Here is a 15,187-nt window from a genome sequence, read left to right as displayed (position 1 = left end):
AAGTGTCCCACCCGACGTCACACGCCACACGGCCGCGCCGTCCCGCACCGGCGCCGCCCAAGCCGCCGAGGACGGCGGCCCCCGCGCACCGCCGCCGCCGGGCCGAGCGCCCGAACCTGCTGGCCGGGCTGGGCTCGGTCGTCTGGCTGGCCGTGGTGATCATCCCCATCTACGCGATGATCACCACCTCGCTGGCCCACCAGGACGAGGCACTGGGCCACAACGCCCTCAAGCCGCCCTCCCACCCGACCCTGGAGAACTACCGCACCGTCCTGAACAGCGGCTTCGGCCACTTCCTCACCAACACGGCGATCGTCGCGGCGGCGGTCGTGGCGATCGTCCTCGTGCTGTGCGTCCCGCTCGCCCATGTCGCCGTACGCACCCGCACCTTCTGGTCGGACACGGCCTTCCGGATGTTCCTGCTGGGGGTGGCCATTCCCGCGCAGGCGGTGGTCGTCCCCCTCTATCTGATGATCGCCAAGCTGAACCTCTACGACAGCCTGCTCGCGATCATCCTGCCGACGGCGGCCTTCGCGATGCCGGTGTCGGTGCTCGTCCTCACCGGCACCCTGCGGGACATCTCCGAGGAGCTGTACGAGGCGATGGCCCTGGACGGCGCCTCCCCCACCCGGATGCTGTTCCAGCTGGTCATCCCGCTGGCCAAGGGCGGCATCGGCACGGTCGTCATCTACTCCGCCCTCCAGGCCTGGAACGGCTTCCTCTTCCCACTGATCTTCACCCAGTCCGACGGCCCGCGCGTGCTGACCCTCGGTCTGTTCAACTACGTGAGCCAGTTCGGCGTGAACATTCCCGCCCTGCTCGCCTCCGTCGTCCTCTCCGGCGTCCCGATCTTCGTCGTCTACCTGCTGGCCCGGCGCGCCCTCGTGGACGGTCTGATGGGCGTGGGCGGCAAGTGAACCCCCTTCTTCCCCGGCCCTCCCTGACCTTCCCGACCTTCCCCGATCCTTCCCGACCTTCCCCGATCCTTCCCGACCTTCCCCCCCGACGTCTGTGACAGGAGTTCCATGACCACCGTCCCCTGGCGCGATTCCGCCCTGCCCGCCGCCGCCCGCGTCGACGACCTGCTCTCCCGGATGACGCTGGAGGAGAAGACCGCCCAGCTGTACGGCGTATGGGTGGGAGCCGCGACGGACGGCAACGGTGTCGCCCCGCACCAGCAGGCGATGAACACGGACTACGACTGGGACGAGCTGATCACGCTCGGCCTCGGCCAGCTCACCCGTTCCTTCGGCACCGCCCCCGTGGACCCGGCGCTGGGCGCGCAGGCGCTGGCCCGCGCCCAGCGCCGGATCATCGAGGCCGGCCGCTTCGGCATTCCCGCGGTCGCCCACGAGGAGTGCCTGGCCGGCTTCACGGCCTGGGGCGCGACCGCCTACCCGGTCCCCCTGGCCTGGGGCGCCACCTTCGACCCGGCCCTGGTGGAGGAGATGGCCGCCCGCATCGGCCGGGACCTGCGCTCCGTGGGGGTGCACCAGGGCCTGGCCCCGGTCCTGGACGTGGTCCGCGATCTGCGGTGGGGCCGGGTGGAGGAGACCATCGGCGAGGACCCGTACCTGGTCGGCACGATCGGCACCGCCTATGTGCGGGGACTGGAGTCGGCGGGGATCGTCGCCACGCTGAAGCACTTCGCCGGGTACGCCTCCTCGGCGGGCGCCCGCAACCTGGCCCCGGTACGGGCCGGCACCCGGGAGTTCGCCGACATCACGCTCCTGCCCTTCGAGATGGCGCTGCGCGAGGGCGGCGCGCGCTCGGTGATGGCGGCGTACACGGAGACGGACGGCGTCCCGGCCTCCGCGGACCCCCGTCTGCTCACCGACCTGCTGCGCGAGCAGTGGGGCTTCACGGGCACGGTGGTCTCGGACTACTTCGGCATCGACTTCCTGCAGACCCTGCACCGGGTGGCGGACAGCCCGGTGGAGTCCGCCCGGCTGGCCCTGGACGCCGGCATCGACGTCGAGCTGCCGACGCTGAAGTGCTACGGCAAGGACCTGGTGGCGGCGGTGCGCGAGGGCACGATCCCGGAGTCGCTGGTGGACCGCGCGGCCCGTCGCGTCCTGCTGCAGAAGTGCGAACTGGGCCTGCTGGACGAGGACTGGAGCCCCGACGTCCCCACGGAGCCGATCGACCTGGACTCGGCGGGCAACCGGGCCGTGGCCCGCCGCCTGGCCGAGGAGTCGGTGGTGCTGCTGAGCAACCCGGACGGGGTGCTGCCGCTGTCTCCGGACACCCGGATCGCGGTGGTCGGCCCGCGGGCGGCGGACGCCCTGGCGATGCTGGGCTGCTACTCCTTCCCCTCCCATGTGGGCACCCAGCACCCCGAGGTGCCCATGGGCATCGAGATTCCCACGCTGCTTCAGGCACTGCGCACCGAACTGTCCGATGCGAAGGTGACGTTCACGGAGGGCTGCGATGTCTCCGGCCCGGACACCTCCGGCTTCGCGGAGGCGGTCGCCCGGGCGCGGGAGGCGGATGTGTGCGTGGCGGTCCTGGGCGACCGCTCGGGCCTGTTCGGCCGGGGCACCTCGGGCGAGGGCTGCGACGTGGCGGACCTGAACCTGCCCGGTGTCCAGGGCGAGTTGCTGGACGCGCTGGTGGCGACGGGCGTGCCGGTGGTGCTGGTCCTGCTGACCGGCCGTCCCTACGCCCTCGGCCGCTGGGACGGCCGTCTGGGCGCCGTCGTCCAGGCGTTCTTCCCGGGCGAGGAGGGCGGGCCCGCGGTCGCGGGCGTCCTGTCGGGCCGGGTGAACCCCTCGGGCCGGCTGCCGGTGAGCGTGCCGCGCGGGCCGGGGGGCCAGCCGTGGACGTATCTCCAGCCGCCGCTGGGTCTGGCAGGGGAGGTGAGCAGCCTGGACCCGACGCCGCTGTACCCGTTCGGGCACGGGCTGTCGTACACGACGTTCGAGTGGTCCGGCTTCCAGGGCGACGAGGTCACCGAGATCGGCACGGACGGCTCGTACGCGCTCTCGCTGACCGTCCGCAACGCCGGTGACCGGGCCGGGGCGGAGGTCGTGCAGCTGTATCTGCACGACCCGGTGGCGTCGGTGACCCGCCCGGACATGCGCCTGATCGGCTACGAGCGGCTGGAGCTGGCCCCCGGCGAGTCCCGCCGGGTGACCTTCCGGTTCCACGCGGACCTGTCGGCGTTCACCGACCGCGAGGGGCGCCGGGTGGTCGAGCCGGGCGCCCTGGAACTGCGTCTGGCCGCCTCGTCGGCGGACGTCCGCCACACCGCCCGTCTGACCCTGACGGGTCCGGTGAGGGAGCTGGGCCGGGACCGGCGGCTGCGCTGCGAGACGGAGACCGCGGAGGTGAGCTGACCCGCCCCTCGCGGGGCTTCTCGCCCCGCTGCCGTCCCCGGACGCGGTTCGCCTTCGGTGCCGGGCGAGGTGGTCGTCCCACCGTCCGGCGCCGAAGGCGCACCCCCGCCGAAAACGGACGGACGGCAGCCGGCCGGACAAGAAGAAGACCCCGCCCCCGGCGAACCGGGGACGGGGTTCCGTCGAGCGCTGGGCAGGCCTTGCACCTGCATCTCCCCGCGGGAGGCGGGGCGTCTTTCCTTAGACCACCAACGCACCGCTCGCCAGCCTCTGTTGGCCGCTTGCGTGTGATGATCGTAGCGCATCCGGCGGGCGGACGGCCAATCAGACGTCCGCCTCCGTCCCGACCGACTCGAACCGCCACCGGTGCACCGGACGCCTCATCAACTCACTGTCCGGTTCGGGAAGTTCGGGCAGTTCCGCGTCGTACTCCGCGTCCCACCACGTGATGACCAGCACCCGGTCCTGCGGGGCGCGGAAGGTCTCCCGGCGCAGCGGTTCCCGCTCGAGCTTCTGCCGCCGCACCCAGGCCAGGAGGTCCTCCCCCCGGCCCTCGGCCGCCCGGGCCTCCCACATCAGCGCAACCGTCACGAGTACAGATTCTCCTTGCTGACCTCATGCACATGGTCGTGGCCGTGACCGTGCCCCGGCACATGCGTCTCCGTCACCGGCAGGGACGAGTCCGCCGACAGATCCCAGCCGGAGGCCGGCCGCCCCCGGCGGACCATCTCCGCGCCCAGCGCCGCCACCATCGCCCCGTTGTCCGTGCACAGCTTGGGGCGCGGCACCCGCAGCCGGATCCCGGCCGCCTCGCAGCGCTCCTGGGCCAGCGCCCTCAGCCGCGAGTTCGCGGCCACCCCGCCGCCGATCATCAGATGGTCGACGCCCTCGTCACGGCAGGCCCGTACGGCCTTGCGGGTCAGCACGTCCACCACCGCCTCCTGGAAGGAGGCCGCCACATCGCGGACCGGAACCTCTTCCCCCGCCGCCCGCTTGGCCTCGATCCAGCGGGCCACCGCCGTCTTCAGGCCGGAGAAGGAGAAGTCGTACGCCGGGTCGCGCGGCCCGGTCAGCCCGCGCGGGAAGGCGATGGCCTCCGGGTCGCCCTCCCGCGCGTACCGGTCGATCACCGGCCCGCCCGGGAAGCCCAGGTTCAGCACGCGTGCGATCTTGTCGAAGGCCTCGCCCGCCGCATCGTCGATCGTCGCCCCCATGGGCCGTACGTCCGAGGTGATGTCCGCGGACAGCAGCAGCGAGGAGTGGCCGCCGCTCACCAGCAGCGCCATCGTCGGCTCCGGCAGCGGGCCGTGCTCCAGCTGGTCCACACAGATGTGCGAGGCCAGGTGGTTGACGCCGTACAGCGGTTTGCCCAGGGCGTAGGCGTACGCCTTGGCCGCCGAGACGCCCACGAGCAGCGCGCCCGCGAGTCCCGGTCCGGCGGTCACCGCGATGCCGTCCAGGTCCTTGGCGCTCACGCCCGCCTGCTTCAGCGCGCGTTCGATGGTCGGCACCATCGCCTCCAGATGGGCCCGGGAGGCCACCTCCGGGACGACACCGCCGAAGCGGGCGTGCTCGTCGACGCTGGAGGCGACGGCGTCGGCCAGGAGCGTCGTGCCGCGGACGATGCCGACGCCGGTCTCGTCGCAGGAGGTCTCGATGCCGAGGACGAGCGGCTCGTCCCGCATGTCAGTCATGGATCTCGGTTCCTTGTTCACCGTCGGGGGAGGTCGCGTCCGCGGAGTCGTCGTCGGACGCCATGCGCAGGCGCATCACCAGGGCGTCGACGTTCCCCGGCTGGTAGTAGCCGCGCCGGATGCCGATCGGCTCGAAGCCGAAGCGTTCGTAGAGCTTCTGGGCGCGCACGTTGTCCACCCGGCACTCGAGCAGCACCTCGGCGCACTCGAACGAGGTCGCGGCCCGCAGCAGTTCGGTGAGCAGCCGGGAGCCGAGCCCCGTGCCCCAGTGGTCCCGGGCGACGGCGATGGTCTGCACGTCCCCCTGGTCGCCGGAGACGACCAGCCCGGCGTACCCGATGATCTGCTCGTCCTTCTCGGCGACCACGTACCGCCGGGTCGCCCCCGGGCCCCGGGAGTGCGCCAGCTCGGACCAGAACATGCCCCGGGACCAGGCGTCCTGGGGGAACAGGTCCTTCTCCAGCTCCATCACCGGCTCGATGTCCCACCAGCGCATCTCGCGCACCACGCAGTCCGCCGCCCCGGTCGTCGTCCGTTCCGTCGCTTCTCCCGTCACTTCGGAGTGACCACCTTGTAGCTCTTGGGCACCTGGGCGTCCGGCCGGCGCAGATACAGCGGCCGGGGGGCGGGCAGCTCCTCGCCGGCGGCCAGCCGCTCGGCGGCCAGCGAGGCGAGGGCGGCGGCCGACACGTGCTGGGGCTCGTGCGCCTGCGGGAACGTGTCGGGATACAGCAGCGCGCCCGCCCCGACCGCGGGCAGGCCGGCGACCTCGCCGGCGATGTCGGCGGGCCGGTTGACGGCCGGGCCGGTGACACGGGTGCGGGAGTCCGCGTAGCGGGCCCAGTAGACCTCCTTGCGGCGGGCGTCGGTCGCCACGACGAAAGGACCGTCGATGTCGGCGGCGTAGGCGAGGCCGTCGAGCGTGCACACGCCGTACACGGGGACCCCGAGCGCGAGCCCGAAGGTGTCGGCGGTCATCAGTCCGACCCGCAGTCCGGTGTACGGGCCCGGCCCGATGCCGGCCACGATGCCCGTGACGGCGTCCAGCCCGAGCCCGGCCTCGGCGAGCAACCGGTCGACGGCCGGCAGCAGAAGCTCTCCGTGCCGGCGTGCGTCCACCTGGGTGGAGGAGGCGATGACGGCCGTACCGTCGTGCAGCGCGACGGTGACGGCGGGGGTGGCGGTATCCAGAGCGAGCAAGAGCACGCAAACAGCGTACGGCTCCGGCGGGCCCCGCACCGCCGCCCCGGAAGGACGGCCTCCGGCTGCTAACGTCGCCGCACACCGCTCATACAGCTGATACGACCGACAGACCGACACAGAGACCGACTCGTACGACCGACGCAGAGGTGGACGACCGTGGCACGGAGCAGCGCGGGATTCGTGGCCGGGCTCACCGCCGCCGCCCTCGCCGTGGTCGGCTTTCTCGCCCACCAGGCGCGGGCGAACGCTCCGCAGGACCTGCGCGGCACCCCCGGTGCCTCGGCGACGCCCGCCGCGAGCGCCACCGGGACGCCCCGTGCCGGGCGGCGCCCGGTCGCGCCGCCCGACGGCTCCGGCACCGGCGAGCGGGTCGTGTACTCGGTGGGCGACGACCGGGTGTGGCTGGTCGGCCCGGACGACGAGGTGCGGCACACCTTCAAGGTCACCCCCGGCAGCGTCGACCCGCCCCCGGGGACCTACGCCGTCACGTCCCGGACGAAGGCGACCACCGGGACCGACGGCGTCCCCGTCGAGCACGTCGTGCGCTTCACCAGCGTGGACGGGGTGGTGATCGGCTTCAGCGCGGCCGTGGACGGCTCCGCGCCGGCGCCCGGCCGGGCGGTGAGGACCGGCGGCATCCGTGAGTCGCGGGCGGACGGCGAGGCGATGTGGATGTTCGCGCCGGTCGGTCAGAAGGTCGTCGTCGTGCGGTAGAGCGGCGCCGGCCGCGGGGGAACGGGCCGTCCGGCGGGGTCACGCCGCCCGGCGGTGCTCCTTTGCCGTCCGGGAGTCCGCCGGCTCCGGGGCGTGCGGCGGGCGGGAGACCGCGTCCGCGGCGGCGCAGGAGGCCAGCAGGTCCCGCATGGACACACCGCCGACCGTGTACGGCTGCGGCTGCCGGCGTCGCTGCTCGGTGTTCTTCGTGGCGTTCTCCATGGAGCTCTCCCTGGCCGGCATGGACGCCTCCTCGGACTGGGGCGGACGTAGGTTAGGTATACCTAACTTACGAGCGGGACACCAGGGGACCACGCCGGACGCACTCGACGCAAGAAACGCCGCCGGCCTGCTGCCGGAAAGCCCGCGCGGGGGTTCAGGCGGTCAGAACCCCCAGGTCGACGGCTGCCCACCGGTCCCCGATCCCGGTCACCGTCACCTGCCGCACCCCGTCCGCGCCCACCTCGTGCGCACCGGGGGCTCCGGGGGCCGCCCCCGGGGAGGGCGCGGTGCCGACCGTCCGGTGGATCACGACCTGCAGGCGCGCGTCGGACAGCTCCTCGACCTTGCCCTCGCCCCACTCCACGACGACCACCGAGTCCGGCAGCGACACGTCGAGGTCCAGGTCCTCCATCTCCTCCAGCCCGCCGGACAGCCGGTAGGCGTCGACGTGGACGAGCGGCGGACCGTCCCCGAGGGACGGGTGCACACGGGCGATCACAAAGGTCGGGGAGGTGACGGCACCGCGTACGCCCAGGCCCTCGCCGAGTCCGCGGGTCAGCGTGGTCTTGCCCGCGCCGAGCTCCCCACTGAGCATCACCAGGTCGCCGGCGCGCAGCAGCTTGGCCAGACGGCGGCCGAGTTCCTGCATCTGCTCCGGGGAGTTGACGGTGATCTCGACAAAGGCGGGGTCAGCCGGGGTGGGCGGTGCTGCTGCTTCCATACTTGCCCACGGTAGTGCCTGCCGGGACCGCGCCGGCGCGGACGAGCAGATCGGCGAGGCGGTCGGTGACGACCTCCGGGTGCTCCAGGATCACCAGGTGCCCGGCGTCCGGGACCAGCACCAGCTCCGCGTCGGGAAGCTGATCGGCGATCGCCTCGCTGTGCTCGCTGGGCGTGACCAGGTCCTCCACCCCGGCCAGGACGAGCACCGGCATGTCCCGGAACAGGGCCAGTGCCTCGGTCTTGTCGTGGTCGGTGAAGGCCGGGTAGAACTCGGCGACCACGTCGATCGGTGTGCTCTCGATCATCCGCTCGGCGAACCGGGCGACGGCCGGGTCGACGTCCCGCCCGGCGAACGAGTACCGCTTGATGATCCCGGCGAACAGGTCCGCGGTGGCCTGCCGCCCCTTCTCCACCAGCTCGGCCCGCTGCCCGAGCACCTTCAGCACCCCGGGGAGGATCCTGCGCACCGCGTTGACCCCGGCCACCGGCAGCCCGAAGTTGACCTCGCCGAGCCGCCCGGAGGACGTGCCCACAAAGGCGGTGGCGACGACCCGCTCACGGATCAGCTCGGGGTACTGGGCGGCGAGGGCCATCACGGTCATGCCGCCCATGGAGTGCCCGACCAGCACGATCGGCCCCTCGGGCACGGCGGCGTCGATCACCGCCTTCAGATCGCGGCCCAGCTGGTCGATGCTCAGCGGCGCGCCCTCGCTCGTGCGGGTGGCGCTCCGCCCGGAGCGGCCGTGGCTGCGCTGGTCCCAGTGCACGGTCCGTACGACACCGCGCAGCGCCGCACGCTGGAAGTGCCAGGAGTCCTGGTTGAGGCAGTAGCCGTGGCTGAAGACGACGGTGACGGGGGCGGGGAACCTGCGGCCGAAGAGCCGGCGGCGGCGCGGGCCGGGATCCACGTCCGGGTCGATGTCGTCGACCTCGTAGTAAAGCTCGGTGCCGTCGTCGGCCAGGGCCCGGCCGGGGGTGCCGCGCAGGGCGCCGTAGGGGCCCGCCGAGTCCAGGGCGAGCCGGGCCTTGCGGCGCATCCCGCGGCCGACGGTCATCCGCTCGATGGCGACGCCGACCGCCGCGCCCGCCGCCACCATGCCTATCGCGGCGCCCGCGATGCCGGTCGCCCTGCGCCAGCCGCCGGCCGCCCCCTCGGTGGCCTTCGCGACCGCGCTGCTCCTGCTCACCTGCCCGCTCCCCTTGGTGCCGTCCTGCTGTCCGCACGGGCCGCTCCGCACGGCCCGCTCCCCCGCTTTCCTTGCTACTCCTCGTTCTCCCGTTTCCCCCGCTACTCCTCGTTCAGATAGACGCGGGGAACGCGTGTTCCGATCCGGGTGACGATCTCGTACGCGATGGTGCCGGCGGCCTGGGCCCAGTCCTCGGCGGTGGGCTCACCGCGGTCGCCCGGCCCGAAGAGCACGACCTCGGAGCCGATCTCGGGCTCGTCCCCGCCCAGGTCCACCACGAACTGGTCCATGGCGACCCGGCCCGCGACCGTACGCCACTTGCCGCCGACCAGGACCGGCCCGGTGCCGGAGGCATGGCGCGGAATGCCGTCCGCGTAGCCGACGGGCACCAGGCCGAGGGTGGTCGGGCCGGGGGTGACGTAGTGGTGCCCGTAGCTGACGCCGTGTCCCCCGGGGACGCGTTTGACCAGGGCCAGCGAGGCGGTCAGGGTCATGGCGGGGCGCAGCCCGAGGTCGACCGGGGTGCCGATCTCGGCGCTGGGCGAGATGCCGTAGAGGGCGATACCGGAGCGCACGAGGTCGAAGCGGGCCTCGGGGAGGGTGAGCGTGGCGGGCGAGTTGGCGATGTGCCGCACCTCGGGGCGCACGCCGAGCCGTTCGGCGTGCGCGACCATCTCGCGGAAGCGGTCGAGCTGGGCGGCGACGGAGGGGTGCCCCGGCTCGTCGGCACAGGCGAAGTGGGACCACAGTCCGGTGACGCGGATCAGTCCCTCGGCCTCGGCGCGCAGGGCCTCGGTGACGAGATCGGCCCAGTCGGCGTGCTGGCAGCCGTTGCGTCCGAGGCCGGTGTCGGCCTTGAGCTGGACCCGCGCCGGCCGTCCCGCGGCACGCGCCGCCTCCCGGACCTCCTTCAGCGCCCACATCCCGCTCACGGACACGTCGAGGTCGGCCTCGATGGCCTCGCGCCAGGGTCCGCCGGGCGTCCACAGCCAGCACATGATCCGCACCTGCCCGGGCGACAGCCCGGCCTCCCGCAGAGCGAGGGCCTCCTCCGGTGTGGCGGTGCCGAGCCAGGTCGCCCCGGCGGCGACAGCCGCTCGGGCGCACGGGACGGCGCCGTGGCCGTAGGCGTCGGATTTCACCACGGCCATGAGGGCCGCGCCGGGCGCCCGGTCGCGAAGGGCCCGTACGTTGGCCCGTACTGCGGCCAGGTCGATCTCGGCGCGGGCGCGCAGCGGCGCCGACCGCGGGTGTGCTGTCTCGTTCATCGCGCCCCAGTGTCTCAAAGGCTCCCCGCGTCCCCTCCGCACCCGGCCCGTAGCGGACGCGTGCGGGGCGGGGATGCCCGCCGTCGCCCTCCCGGCCGGGGTCAGCCGGTGCCGCCCGGGCGGTCCGTCCAGACGTAGCGCTCGGGGAGCAGGTCGACCACGGGCACGGTCCGGGCGTCGTCACCGTTGCCGACGACGACCCGCAGGGCGGGGAAGTAGTCGGCGAGCATCTGACGGCACCGGCCGCACGGGGGAACGACCCCGCGTCCGCGGTCGCCCACGGCGACGACCGTGTCCAGTGCGTACACGCCCTGGGCGGCCGCCGCGCCGATCAGGACCATCTCGGCGCACGGGCCTCCGGTGAAGTGACAGGCGTTCACGGCGGTCACGATCCGCCCGTCCCGGGCGCGGCCCGCCGCGGCCATGGTGTGGTGGTCGCCCCGGCAGCGGGTCCGGGCGACCCGGGCCGCGGCCTCGACGAGCTCGTGGTCGACCTGACCGGTCCGCGTGGTCAACGGCTCCACCCCCTTCGGGTGCCGGGTGAGAACAAGGACCGGCACCCGGCGGCGCGGGCCGGATGCCGGTGAGAGCACTATCCCCCGACCCGGTCCCGTACGTCCCGCCACGCCTGCGGAATGGCTTCCGCCACCTCGTGGGCGCCGGCCGGGGCGCCCTGGGCGGCGAGGCGGCCGGCCAGACCGTGCAGATAGGCGGCCACACTGCCGGCGTCGCGGGCGGTCAGACCGGCCGCCAGCAGGGAGCCGGCCAGGCCCGACAGGACGTCACCGCTGCCGGCGGTGGCGAGCCACGGGGTGCCGGTCGGGTTGACGCGTACGGGGCCGCCGTCCGGATCGGCGACCAGGGTGGTCGAGCCCTTGAGAAGGACGGTCGCCCGGTAGCGGGCGGCGAGCTCGCGCACGGAGGACAGCCGGGCCCCCTCGACCTCCTCACGGGTCGTACCGAGCAGGGCGGCGGCCTCCCCGGCGTGCGGGGTCATCAGGGTGGGGGCGGTACGGGCCCGTACGGCGTCGCGGTCGGCGAGGCGCAGACCGTCCGCGTCGATCAGGACGGGAACGTCCGCCTCCAGCACCTCCGCGACGGTCGCGGCGTCGTCCCCGGCGCCCGGCCCCACCACCCAGGCCTGCACCCGCCCCGCCTTGTGCGGCCCCTGGTCGGAGACCAGCGTCTCCGGGAAGCGGGCGATCACCTCCCGCCCGGCCGGACCGACGTACCGCACCGCGCCCGCCCCGCCGCGCAGCGCGCCCGCCACGGCGAGCACGGCCGCGCCCGGGTAACGGGCCGAGCCCGCGGCGACGCCGACGACACCGCGCCGGTACTTGTCGCTCTCGGCGGTCGGCAGCGGCAGCAGACCGGCCACATCGGCGTGCTGCAGCGCCTCCAGCTCGGGCTCGTCGGGCAGTTCGGGGCCCAGGCCGATGTCGACGAGCCGGACCGTACCGGCGTGCTCGCGCGCCGGGTCGATGAGCAGTCCCGGCTTGTACGTGCCGAAGGTGACGGTCAGATCGGCGCGGACGGCCGCGCCGAGCACCTCGCCGGAGTCCGCCTCGACCCCGCTCGGCAGGTCCACGGCGACCACGGCCGCCCGTGAGCGCGCGGCCCGCTCGGCCAGCGGGGCGGCCTCGGCGCGCAGACCGCCCTTGCCGCCGATGCCGACGATGCCGTCGACGACCAGATCGGCCCGGTCGATCGCCGCCTCGGCGGCACCGGCCCGGGCCACGCTTCCGCCCGCCCGGCGCAGCGCGGCAAGACCGCCGGGGTGCGCACGGTCGGGCGCCAGCAGCACGGCGACCACCCCGGCCCCGCGCCGCGCCAGCCGGGCCCCGGCATACAGCGCGTCACCCCCGTTGTCCCCGCTGCCGATCAGCAGCACCACCCGGCGTCCGTACACCCGCCCGAGCAGATCCGCGCACGCGGCGGCGAGTCCGGCCGCCGCCCGCTGCATGAGCGCCCCCTCGGGAAGCCTCGCCATGAGCGCGCGTTCCGCCGCCCTGACCGTCTCCACGCTGTATCCGATGCGCATGCGGTCGAGTCTGCCCCGGATCCGCCCGGCCTCGCACGCGAAGCCGACGACGGCGGTGGCCGGTGCGCACCGCCCCGCGCCGAGTGGCCCGCCTCCGACGGGTCGTCGAGCATGAGAAGGGCAGACACCTGCCGCGAGCGGAAGGAGCGCGAGCAAGATGGCGGACGACCCGGTGCGGGTCGGCGCGCCGTACGTGGCCGGGGCATCCGGAGGCGAGCGTCACCGCCGGCGGCTCCGCGCGATGGAGACCCTGCTGACCGAACAGCGGTCGCGGGTCGCCCGGTACGTCACCGCCCACGCCGCACTCGCACAAGAGCCGGTCCCCGCTGCTCGTCCCCTCTCCCTGCCCGAGATCCCGACCTGGGACCTGCTGGACGCCCTGCCGCTCCCCGTCATGGTGGTCCTTCCGGAACCCGGCGCCGAGAGGACGGGCTTCTCCTACATGGGCCAGAACTCCGCCGCCTGGGACTACTGGGTCCACCGCTTCCCGCCCGGGAAACTCCCGCCGCGCACCGGTGCGGTGCCGCTGCTCGAGCTCTTCCCCACCCTGGCGGACACGGCCGTGCCCCGGATGCTCGCCGAGGCCCACCGGACGAAAAGGCCCCAGGGGCCCGAAGCCGTGGAGTGGTCACTGCCCGGACACGGCGAACGGACGGTGCGCCTCAGCGGCGAGGTGCGCGTGGCGCCCTGCGCCGGTGCGCTGCTGCTCACCTGGGAGCGCGGCAGCAGCGCCCGCAGGAGCAGGGCCTCGCAGCACCTGGTACGGGTCTCCTGGGCCGACTGGAACCTGGGCGACGGATCCGTCGAGGCGTCGGCGGAACTGCGCGACGTCCTCGGCCTGCCCGGCCGGCAGCCGCCGCCCGACCTGCTGGAGCTGGCCCGCATGGTGGTGCCGACCAGTGTGCTGCCGCTGTACCGGGCCGTGCGCGCCGTTCTGCTGCGGGAGCAGGAGGTCGCGGAGTGCGAGCTGCGCCTTCCCGCGCCGTACAACCGGATCGTCCGCTTCGTCGCCGAACCGGTCGGCCCCGAAGGCGGCCCCGTGTGGACCGTCCGCGCGGTGCTCCACGACGTCACCGAGGACCGCCGCAGCCGGGCGCTGGCCGAGCGGGCGGTCGCCGAGGCCCGGGCGCAACGGGAACGGGCGGACACGGTCGCCGAGGTGGCCGAGCGGCTGCGGAAGGCCGTTCTGCCCACCCTCCCGGCGGAACTGGCCCGGCACGGAATCGAGACGTCCGTCTTCTACTACGCCGAGGCCCCCACGGTCCGCATGGGCGGCGACTGGTACAAGACCCGCGTCCTGCCCACGGGCCAGGTACTGGTCGCGCTCGGCGACGCCCGCGGTCACGGCCTCGACGCCGTCACCCTGATGGCGAAGCTGCGGTACGCCCTGACGGGCCTGGCGTTCACCGGTGAGCCGGTGGAACTGCTGACCTCCTGGCTCAACGCGGTGGCCTGCGACGACGGCGACGAGTCCACCACCACCGCGGTCATCGGCCACTACTCCCCCGACCTCGGCCTGCTGCGCTGGACCTGCGCCGGCCATCCGCAGCCCGTCCTGGTCCGCGGCCGGCGGGCACACCGGCTCGACCCGCCGCCGGGCGGGCCCGGCCTCCCGCTGGGCGTCCTGCCCGACGAGAAGTACGTGGCGGCCGAGACGTCCCTGGACCCCGGTGACGTGGTGCTGCTCTACTCCGACGGTCTGGTCGAACGCCGCTCCTCGGACCCCGACCAGGACGCGGAACGCCTGCTGCGGGTCGCCGAGACATACGCCCACGACGGCATCCCGCCGGGCGACGAGGCACTGGACGCCTACGTCAACGACGTCGTCCGGCATCTGACCGGACCGCATCCGGGGGACGACTCCACCATCCTCGCCTTCCGTCGCATCCACGCCGAGAACAACGCGTGCTGACGGCCCCGGACGGTCACCCTTCCGCGATCACCACCGCCGACGCCACCCCCGCGTCATGACTCAGCGACAGATGCCAGGAGGTGACCCCGAGCTCGGCCGCCCGTGCCGCCACGGTCCCCGTCACCCTCAACCGGGGCCGCCCGCTGTCCTCGACGTACACCTCGGCATCCGTCCAGAGCAGCCCGGCGGGCGCGCCGAGGGCCTTGGCGAGCGCCTCCTTGGCGGCGAACCGCGCGGCGAGCGAGGCCATGCCCCGCCGCTCCCCGCTGGGCAGCAGCAACTCGCTCTCCAGAAACAGCCGTTTCGCCAGCCCGGGCGTCCGCTCCAGCGACGCCGCGAACCGATCGATCTCGGCCACGTCGATACCGACCCCGATGATGCTCATGCCGAGCACCCTACGGCCCGCTCCCCACCCACCCCTGTCCGCGTGAAACGCGGGGAGGGGCATCAGGCACTCCTCTTCTTAGGGCCGGGAAGACAAGTGTCCGGTTCGGGCCACACCCCAAAGGCACGGCCTATGACTTCGCCCCGACGAGTCGGCCCAGATCCCCCACTTCCCGGCCGCATCCCCAGCCAGGCCCCTGCACCGGCCGGCCCCGGAACCCGCCCCCTCACCACAAGCCGCACCCACCCCCTCACCACAAGCCGCACCCACCCCCTCACCACAAGCCGCCGAACCCACCCGGCGTGCCTGCGAGGCGAGAGCGCGCCCCCGACCCAGCCGGCTCATGCAGCCCATGCAAGGAGCCGCCCACCTGGGCCACCCGCTTCCCTCCCCCGGCCGCCCGCTCGCTTCTCTCCGCGTGCTGGAGCGGACCGGGTCAAGGGTGGCCCGAAGGGCCATCGCCGAAGGCGACGCGCAGCGCCCTTGACCCGGTCCGCGGA

General features: G+C 73.9%; 15 protein-coding genes. 4 read left to right on the top strand and 11 right to left on the bottom strand.

What is annotated here, in order from left to right:
* The first annotated feature begins 2 nt into the window (after nucleotides 1–2).
* Both ABD224_RS05680 and ABD224_RS05675 read left to right on the top strand, forming a co-directional pair.
* Nucleotides 3–917 carry a carbohydrate ABC transporter permease gene (locus tag ABD224_RS05680; protein ID WP_425580916.1) on the top strand — a complete coding sequence of 305 codons (915 nt, stop codon included), beginning with the start codon at nucleotides 3–5 and terminating at the stop codon, nucleotides 915–917.
* Between the two features lie 108 nt (nucleotides 918–1,025).
* Nucleotides 1,026–3,338 (top strand): beta-xylosidase/alpha-l-arabinosidase, encoded by a 2,313-nt coding sequence (locus ABD224_RS05675; protein WP_344047426.1) that lies wholly within the window; start codon nucleotides 1,026–1,028, stop codon nucleotides 3,336–3,338.
* A gap of 324 nt (nucleotides 3,339–3,662) precedes the next feature.
* Here ABD224_RS05675 and ABD224_RS05670 read toward each other — a convergent pair whose 3' ends face one another.
* The 4 genes from ABD224_RS05670 to tsaB are packed head-to-tail and all read right to left on the bottom strand — an operon-like array spanning nucleotide 3,663 to nucleotide 6,238.
* Nucleotides 3,663–3,929, bottom strand: coding sequence for a hypothetical protein (locus tag ABD224_RS05670; RefSeq protein ID WP_344047424.1), 267 nt, complete (start codon nucleotides 3,927–3,929; stop codon nucleotides 3,663–3,665).
* Nucleotides 3,926–5,032 (bottom strand): tRNA (adenosine(37)-N6)-threonylcarbamoyltransferase complex transferase subunit TsaD, encoded by a 1,107-nt coding sequence (gene tsaD / locus ABD224_RS05665; RefSeq protein ID WP_344047422.1) that lies wholly within the window; start codon nucleotides 5,030–5,032, stop codon nucleotides 3,926–3,928. The genes ABD224_RS05670 and tsaD overlap by 4 nt, the downstream gene beginning before the upstream one ends.
* Nucleotides 5,025–5,528 (bottom strand): ribosomal protein S18-alanine N-acetyltransferase, encoded by a 504-nt coding sequence (gene rimI / locus ABD224_RS05660; protein WP_344047469.1) that lies wholly within the window; start codon nucleotides 5,526–5,528, stop codon nucleotides 5,025–5,027. Before rimI ends, tsaD begins: the two co-directional genes overlap by 8 nt.
* Before the next feature lie 56 nt (nucleotides 5,529–5,584).
* Nucleotides 5,585–6,238: a tRNA (adenosine(37)-N6)-threonylcarbamoyltransferase complex dimerization subunit type 1 TsaB gene (gene tsaB / locus ABD224_RS05655; protein WP_344047420.1), complete on the bottom strand. Its 654-nt coding sequence runs from the start codon at nucleotides 6,236–6,238 to the stop codon at nucleotides 5,585–5,587.
* 153 nt (nucleotides 6,239–6,391) lie between these two features.
* Here tsaB and ABD224_RS05650 point away from each other — a divergent pair, with 153 nt between their 5' ends.
* A complete protein-coding gene (locus ABD224_RS05650; protein WP_344047418.1) occupies nucleotides 6,392–6,949 on the top strand; it encodes a hypothetical protein in 558 nt (185 codons plus the stop codon).
* A 39-nt stretch (nucleotides 6,950–6,988) separates the two neighbouring features.
* On the opposite strand, the gene ABD224_RS05645 is transcribed toward ABD224_RS05650, so the two are convergent.
* From ABD224_RS05645 to ABD224_RS05620, 6 genes are all read right to left on the bottom strand, one after another.
* The gene (locus ABD224_RS05645; RefSeq protein WP_344047416.1) at nucleotides 6,989–7,192 is read right to left on the bottom strand and encodes a hypothetical protein; all 204 of its coding nucleotides are present in this window, start codon (nucleotides 7,190–7,192) and stop codon (nucleotides 6,989–6,991) included.
* A 133-nt stretch (nucleotides 7,193–7,325) separates the two neighbouring features.
* Nucleotides 7,326–7,892, bottom strand: coding sequence for a tRNA (adenosine(37)-N6)-threonylcarbamoyltransferase complex ATPase subunit type 1 TsaE (gene tsaE / locus ABD224_RS05640; RefSeq protein WP_344047414.1), 567 nt, complete (start codon nucleotides 7,890–7,892; stop codon nucleotides 7,326–7,328).
* A complete protein-coding gene (locus tag ABD224_RS05635; RefSeq protein WP_344047412.1) occupies nucleotides 7,861–9,081 on the bottom strand; it encodes an alpha/beta fold hydrolase in 1,221 nt (406 codons plus the stop codon). The genes tsaE and ABD224_RS05635 overlap by 32 nt, the downstream gene beginning before the upstream one ends.
* Before the next feature lie 101 nt (nucleotides 9,082–9,182).
* Nucleotides 9,183–10,349 carry an alanine racemase gene (gene alr / locus ABD224_RS05630; RefSeq protein WP_344047410.1) on the bottom strand — a complete coding sequence of 389 codons (1,167 nt, stop codon included), beginning with the start codon at nucleotides 10,347–10,349 and terminating at the stop codon, nucleotides 9,183–9,185.
* A gap of 101 nt (nucleotides 10,350–10,450) precedes the next feature.
* Complete coding sequence (locus ABD224_RS05625; protein ID WP_344047408.1) at nucleotides 10,451–10,864, bottom strand: cytidine/deoxycytidylate deaminase family protein; 414 nt, start codon at nucleotides 10,862–10,864, stop codon at nucleotides 10,451–10,453.
* 77 nt (nucleotides 10,865–10,941) lie between these two features.
* On the bottom strand, nucleotides 10,942–12,390 hold the full coding sequence (locus ABD224_RS05620) for an NAD(P)H-hydrate dehydratase (protein ID WP_344047406.1): 1,449 nt from the start codon (nucleotides 12,388–12,390) through the stop codon (nucleotides 10,942–10,944).
* 157 nt (nucleotides 12,391–12,547) lie between these two features.
* On the opposite strand from ABD224_RS05620, the gene ABD224_RS05615 reads away from it, so the two are divergent.
* Entirely contained in the window at nucleotides 12,548–14,302 is a 1,755-nt protein-coding gene (locus ABD224_RS05615) for a PP2C family protein-serine/threonine phosphatase (protein WP_344047404.1), read from the top strand.
* A gap of 13 nt (nucleotides 14,303–14,315) precedes the next feature.
* Here ABD224_RS05615 and ABD224_RS05610 read toward each other — a convergent pair whose 3' ends face one another.
* Nucleotides 14,316–14,687, bottom strand: a complete 372-nt coding sequence (locus tag ABD224_RS05610) for a holo-ACP synthase (protein WP_344047402.1) — start codon at nucleotides 14,685–14,687, stop codon at nucleotides 14,316–14,318.
* Between the last annotated feature and the right edge of the window lie 500 nt (nucleotides 14,688–15,187).

Source organism: Streptomyces thermoalcalitolerans (genome assembly GCF_039525155.1).
In the GTDB taxonomy this organism is placed as follows: domain Bacteria; phylum Actinomycetota; class Actinomycetes; order Streptomycetales; family Streptomycetaceae; genus Streptomyces; species Streptomyces thermovulgaris.
Note: the sequence above shows the minus strand (reverse complement) of the source record. Positions and strands in the feature narration are given on the sequence as shown.

Excerpts from the sequence above, each read along its gene's own strand:
- ABD224_RS05675 (WP_344047426.1), top strand. The coding sequence starts at position 1,026 with ATGACCACCGTCCCCTGGCGCGATTCCGCCCTGCCCGCCGCCGCCCGC.
- tsaD (WP_344047422.1), bottom strand. The coding sequence starts at position 5,032 with ATGACTGACATGCGGGACGAGCCGCTCGTCCTCGGCATCGAGACCTCC.
- rimI (WP_344047469.1), bottom strand. The coding sequence starts at position 5,528 with ATGCGCTGGTGGGACATCGAGCCGGTGATGGAGCTGGAGAAGGACCTG.
- ABD224_RS05645 (WP_344047416.1), bottom strand. The coding sequence starts at position 7,192 with ATGCCGGCCAGGGAGAGCTCCATGGAGAACGCCACGAAGAACACCGAG.
- tsaE (WP_344047414.1), bottom strand. The coding sequence starts at position 7,892 with ATGGAAGCAGCAGCACCGCCCACCCCGGCTGACCCCGCCTTTGTCGAG.
- alr (WP_344047410.1), bottom strand. The coding sequence starts at position 10,349 with ATGAACGAGACAGCACACCCGCGGTCGGCGCCGCTGCGCGCCCGCGCC.
- ABD224_RS05620 (WP_344047406.1), bottom strand. The coding sequence starts at position 12,390 with ATGCGCATCGGATACAGCGTGGAGACGGTCAGGGCGGCGGAACGCGCG.
- ABD224_RS05615 (WP_344047404.1), top strand. The coding sequence starts at position 12,548 with ATGGCGGACGACCCGGTGCGGGTCGGCGCGCCGTACGTGGCCGGGGCA.
- ABD224_RS05610 (WP_344047402.1), bottom strand. The coding sequence starts at position 14,687 with ATGAGCATCATCGGGGTCGGTATCGACGTGGCCGAGATCGATCGGTTC.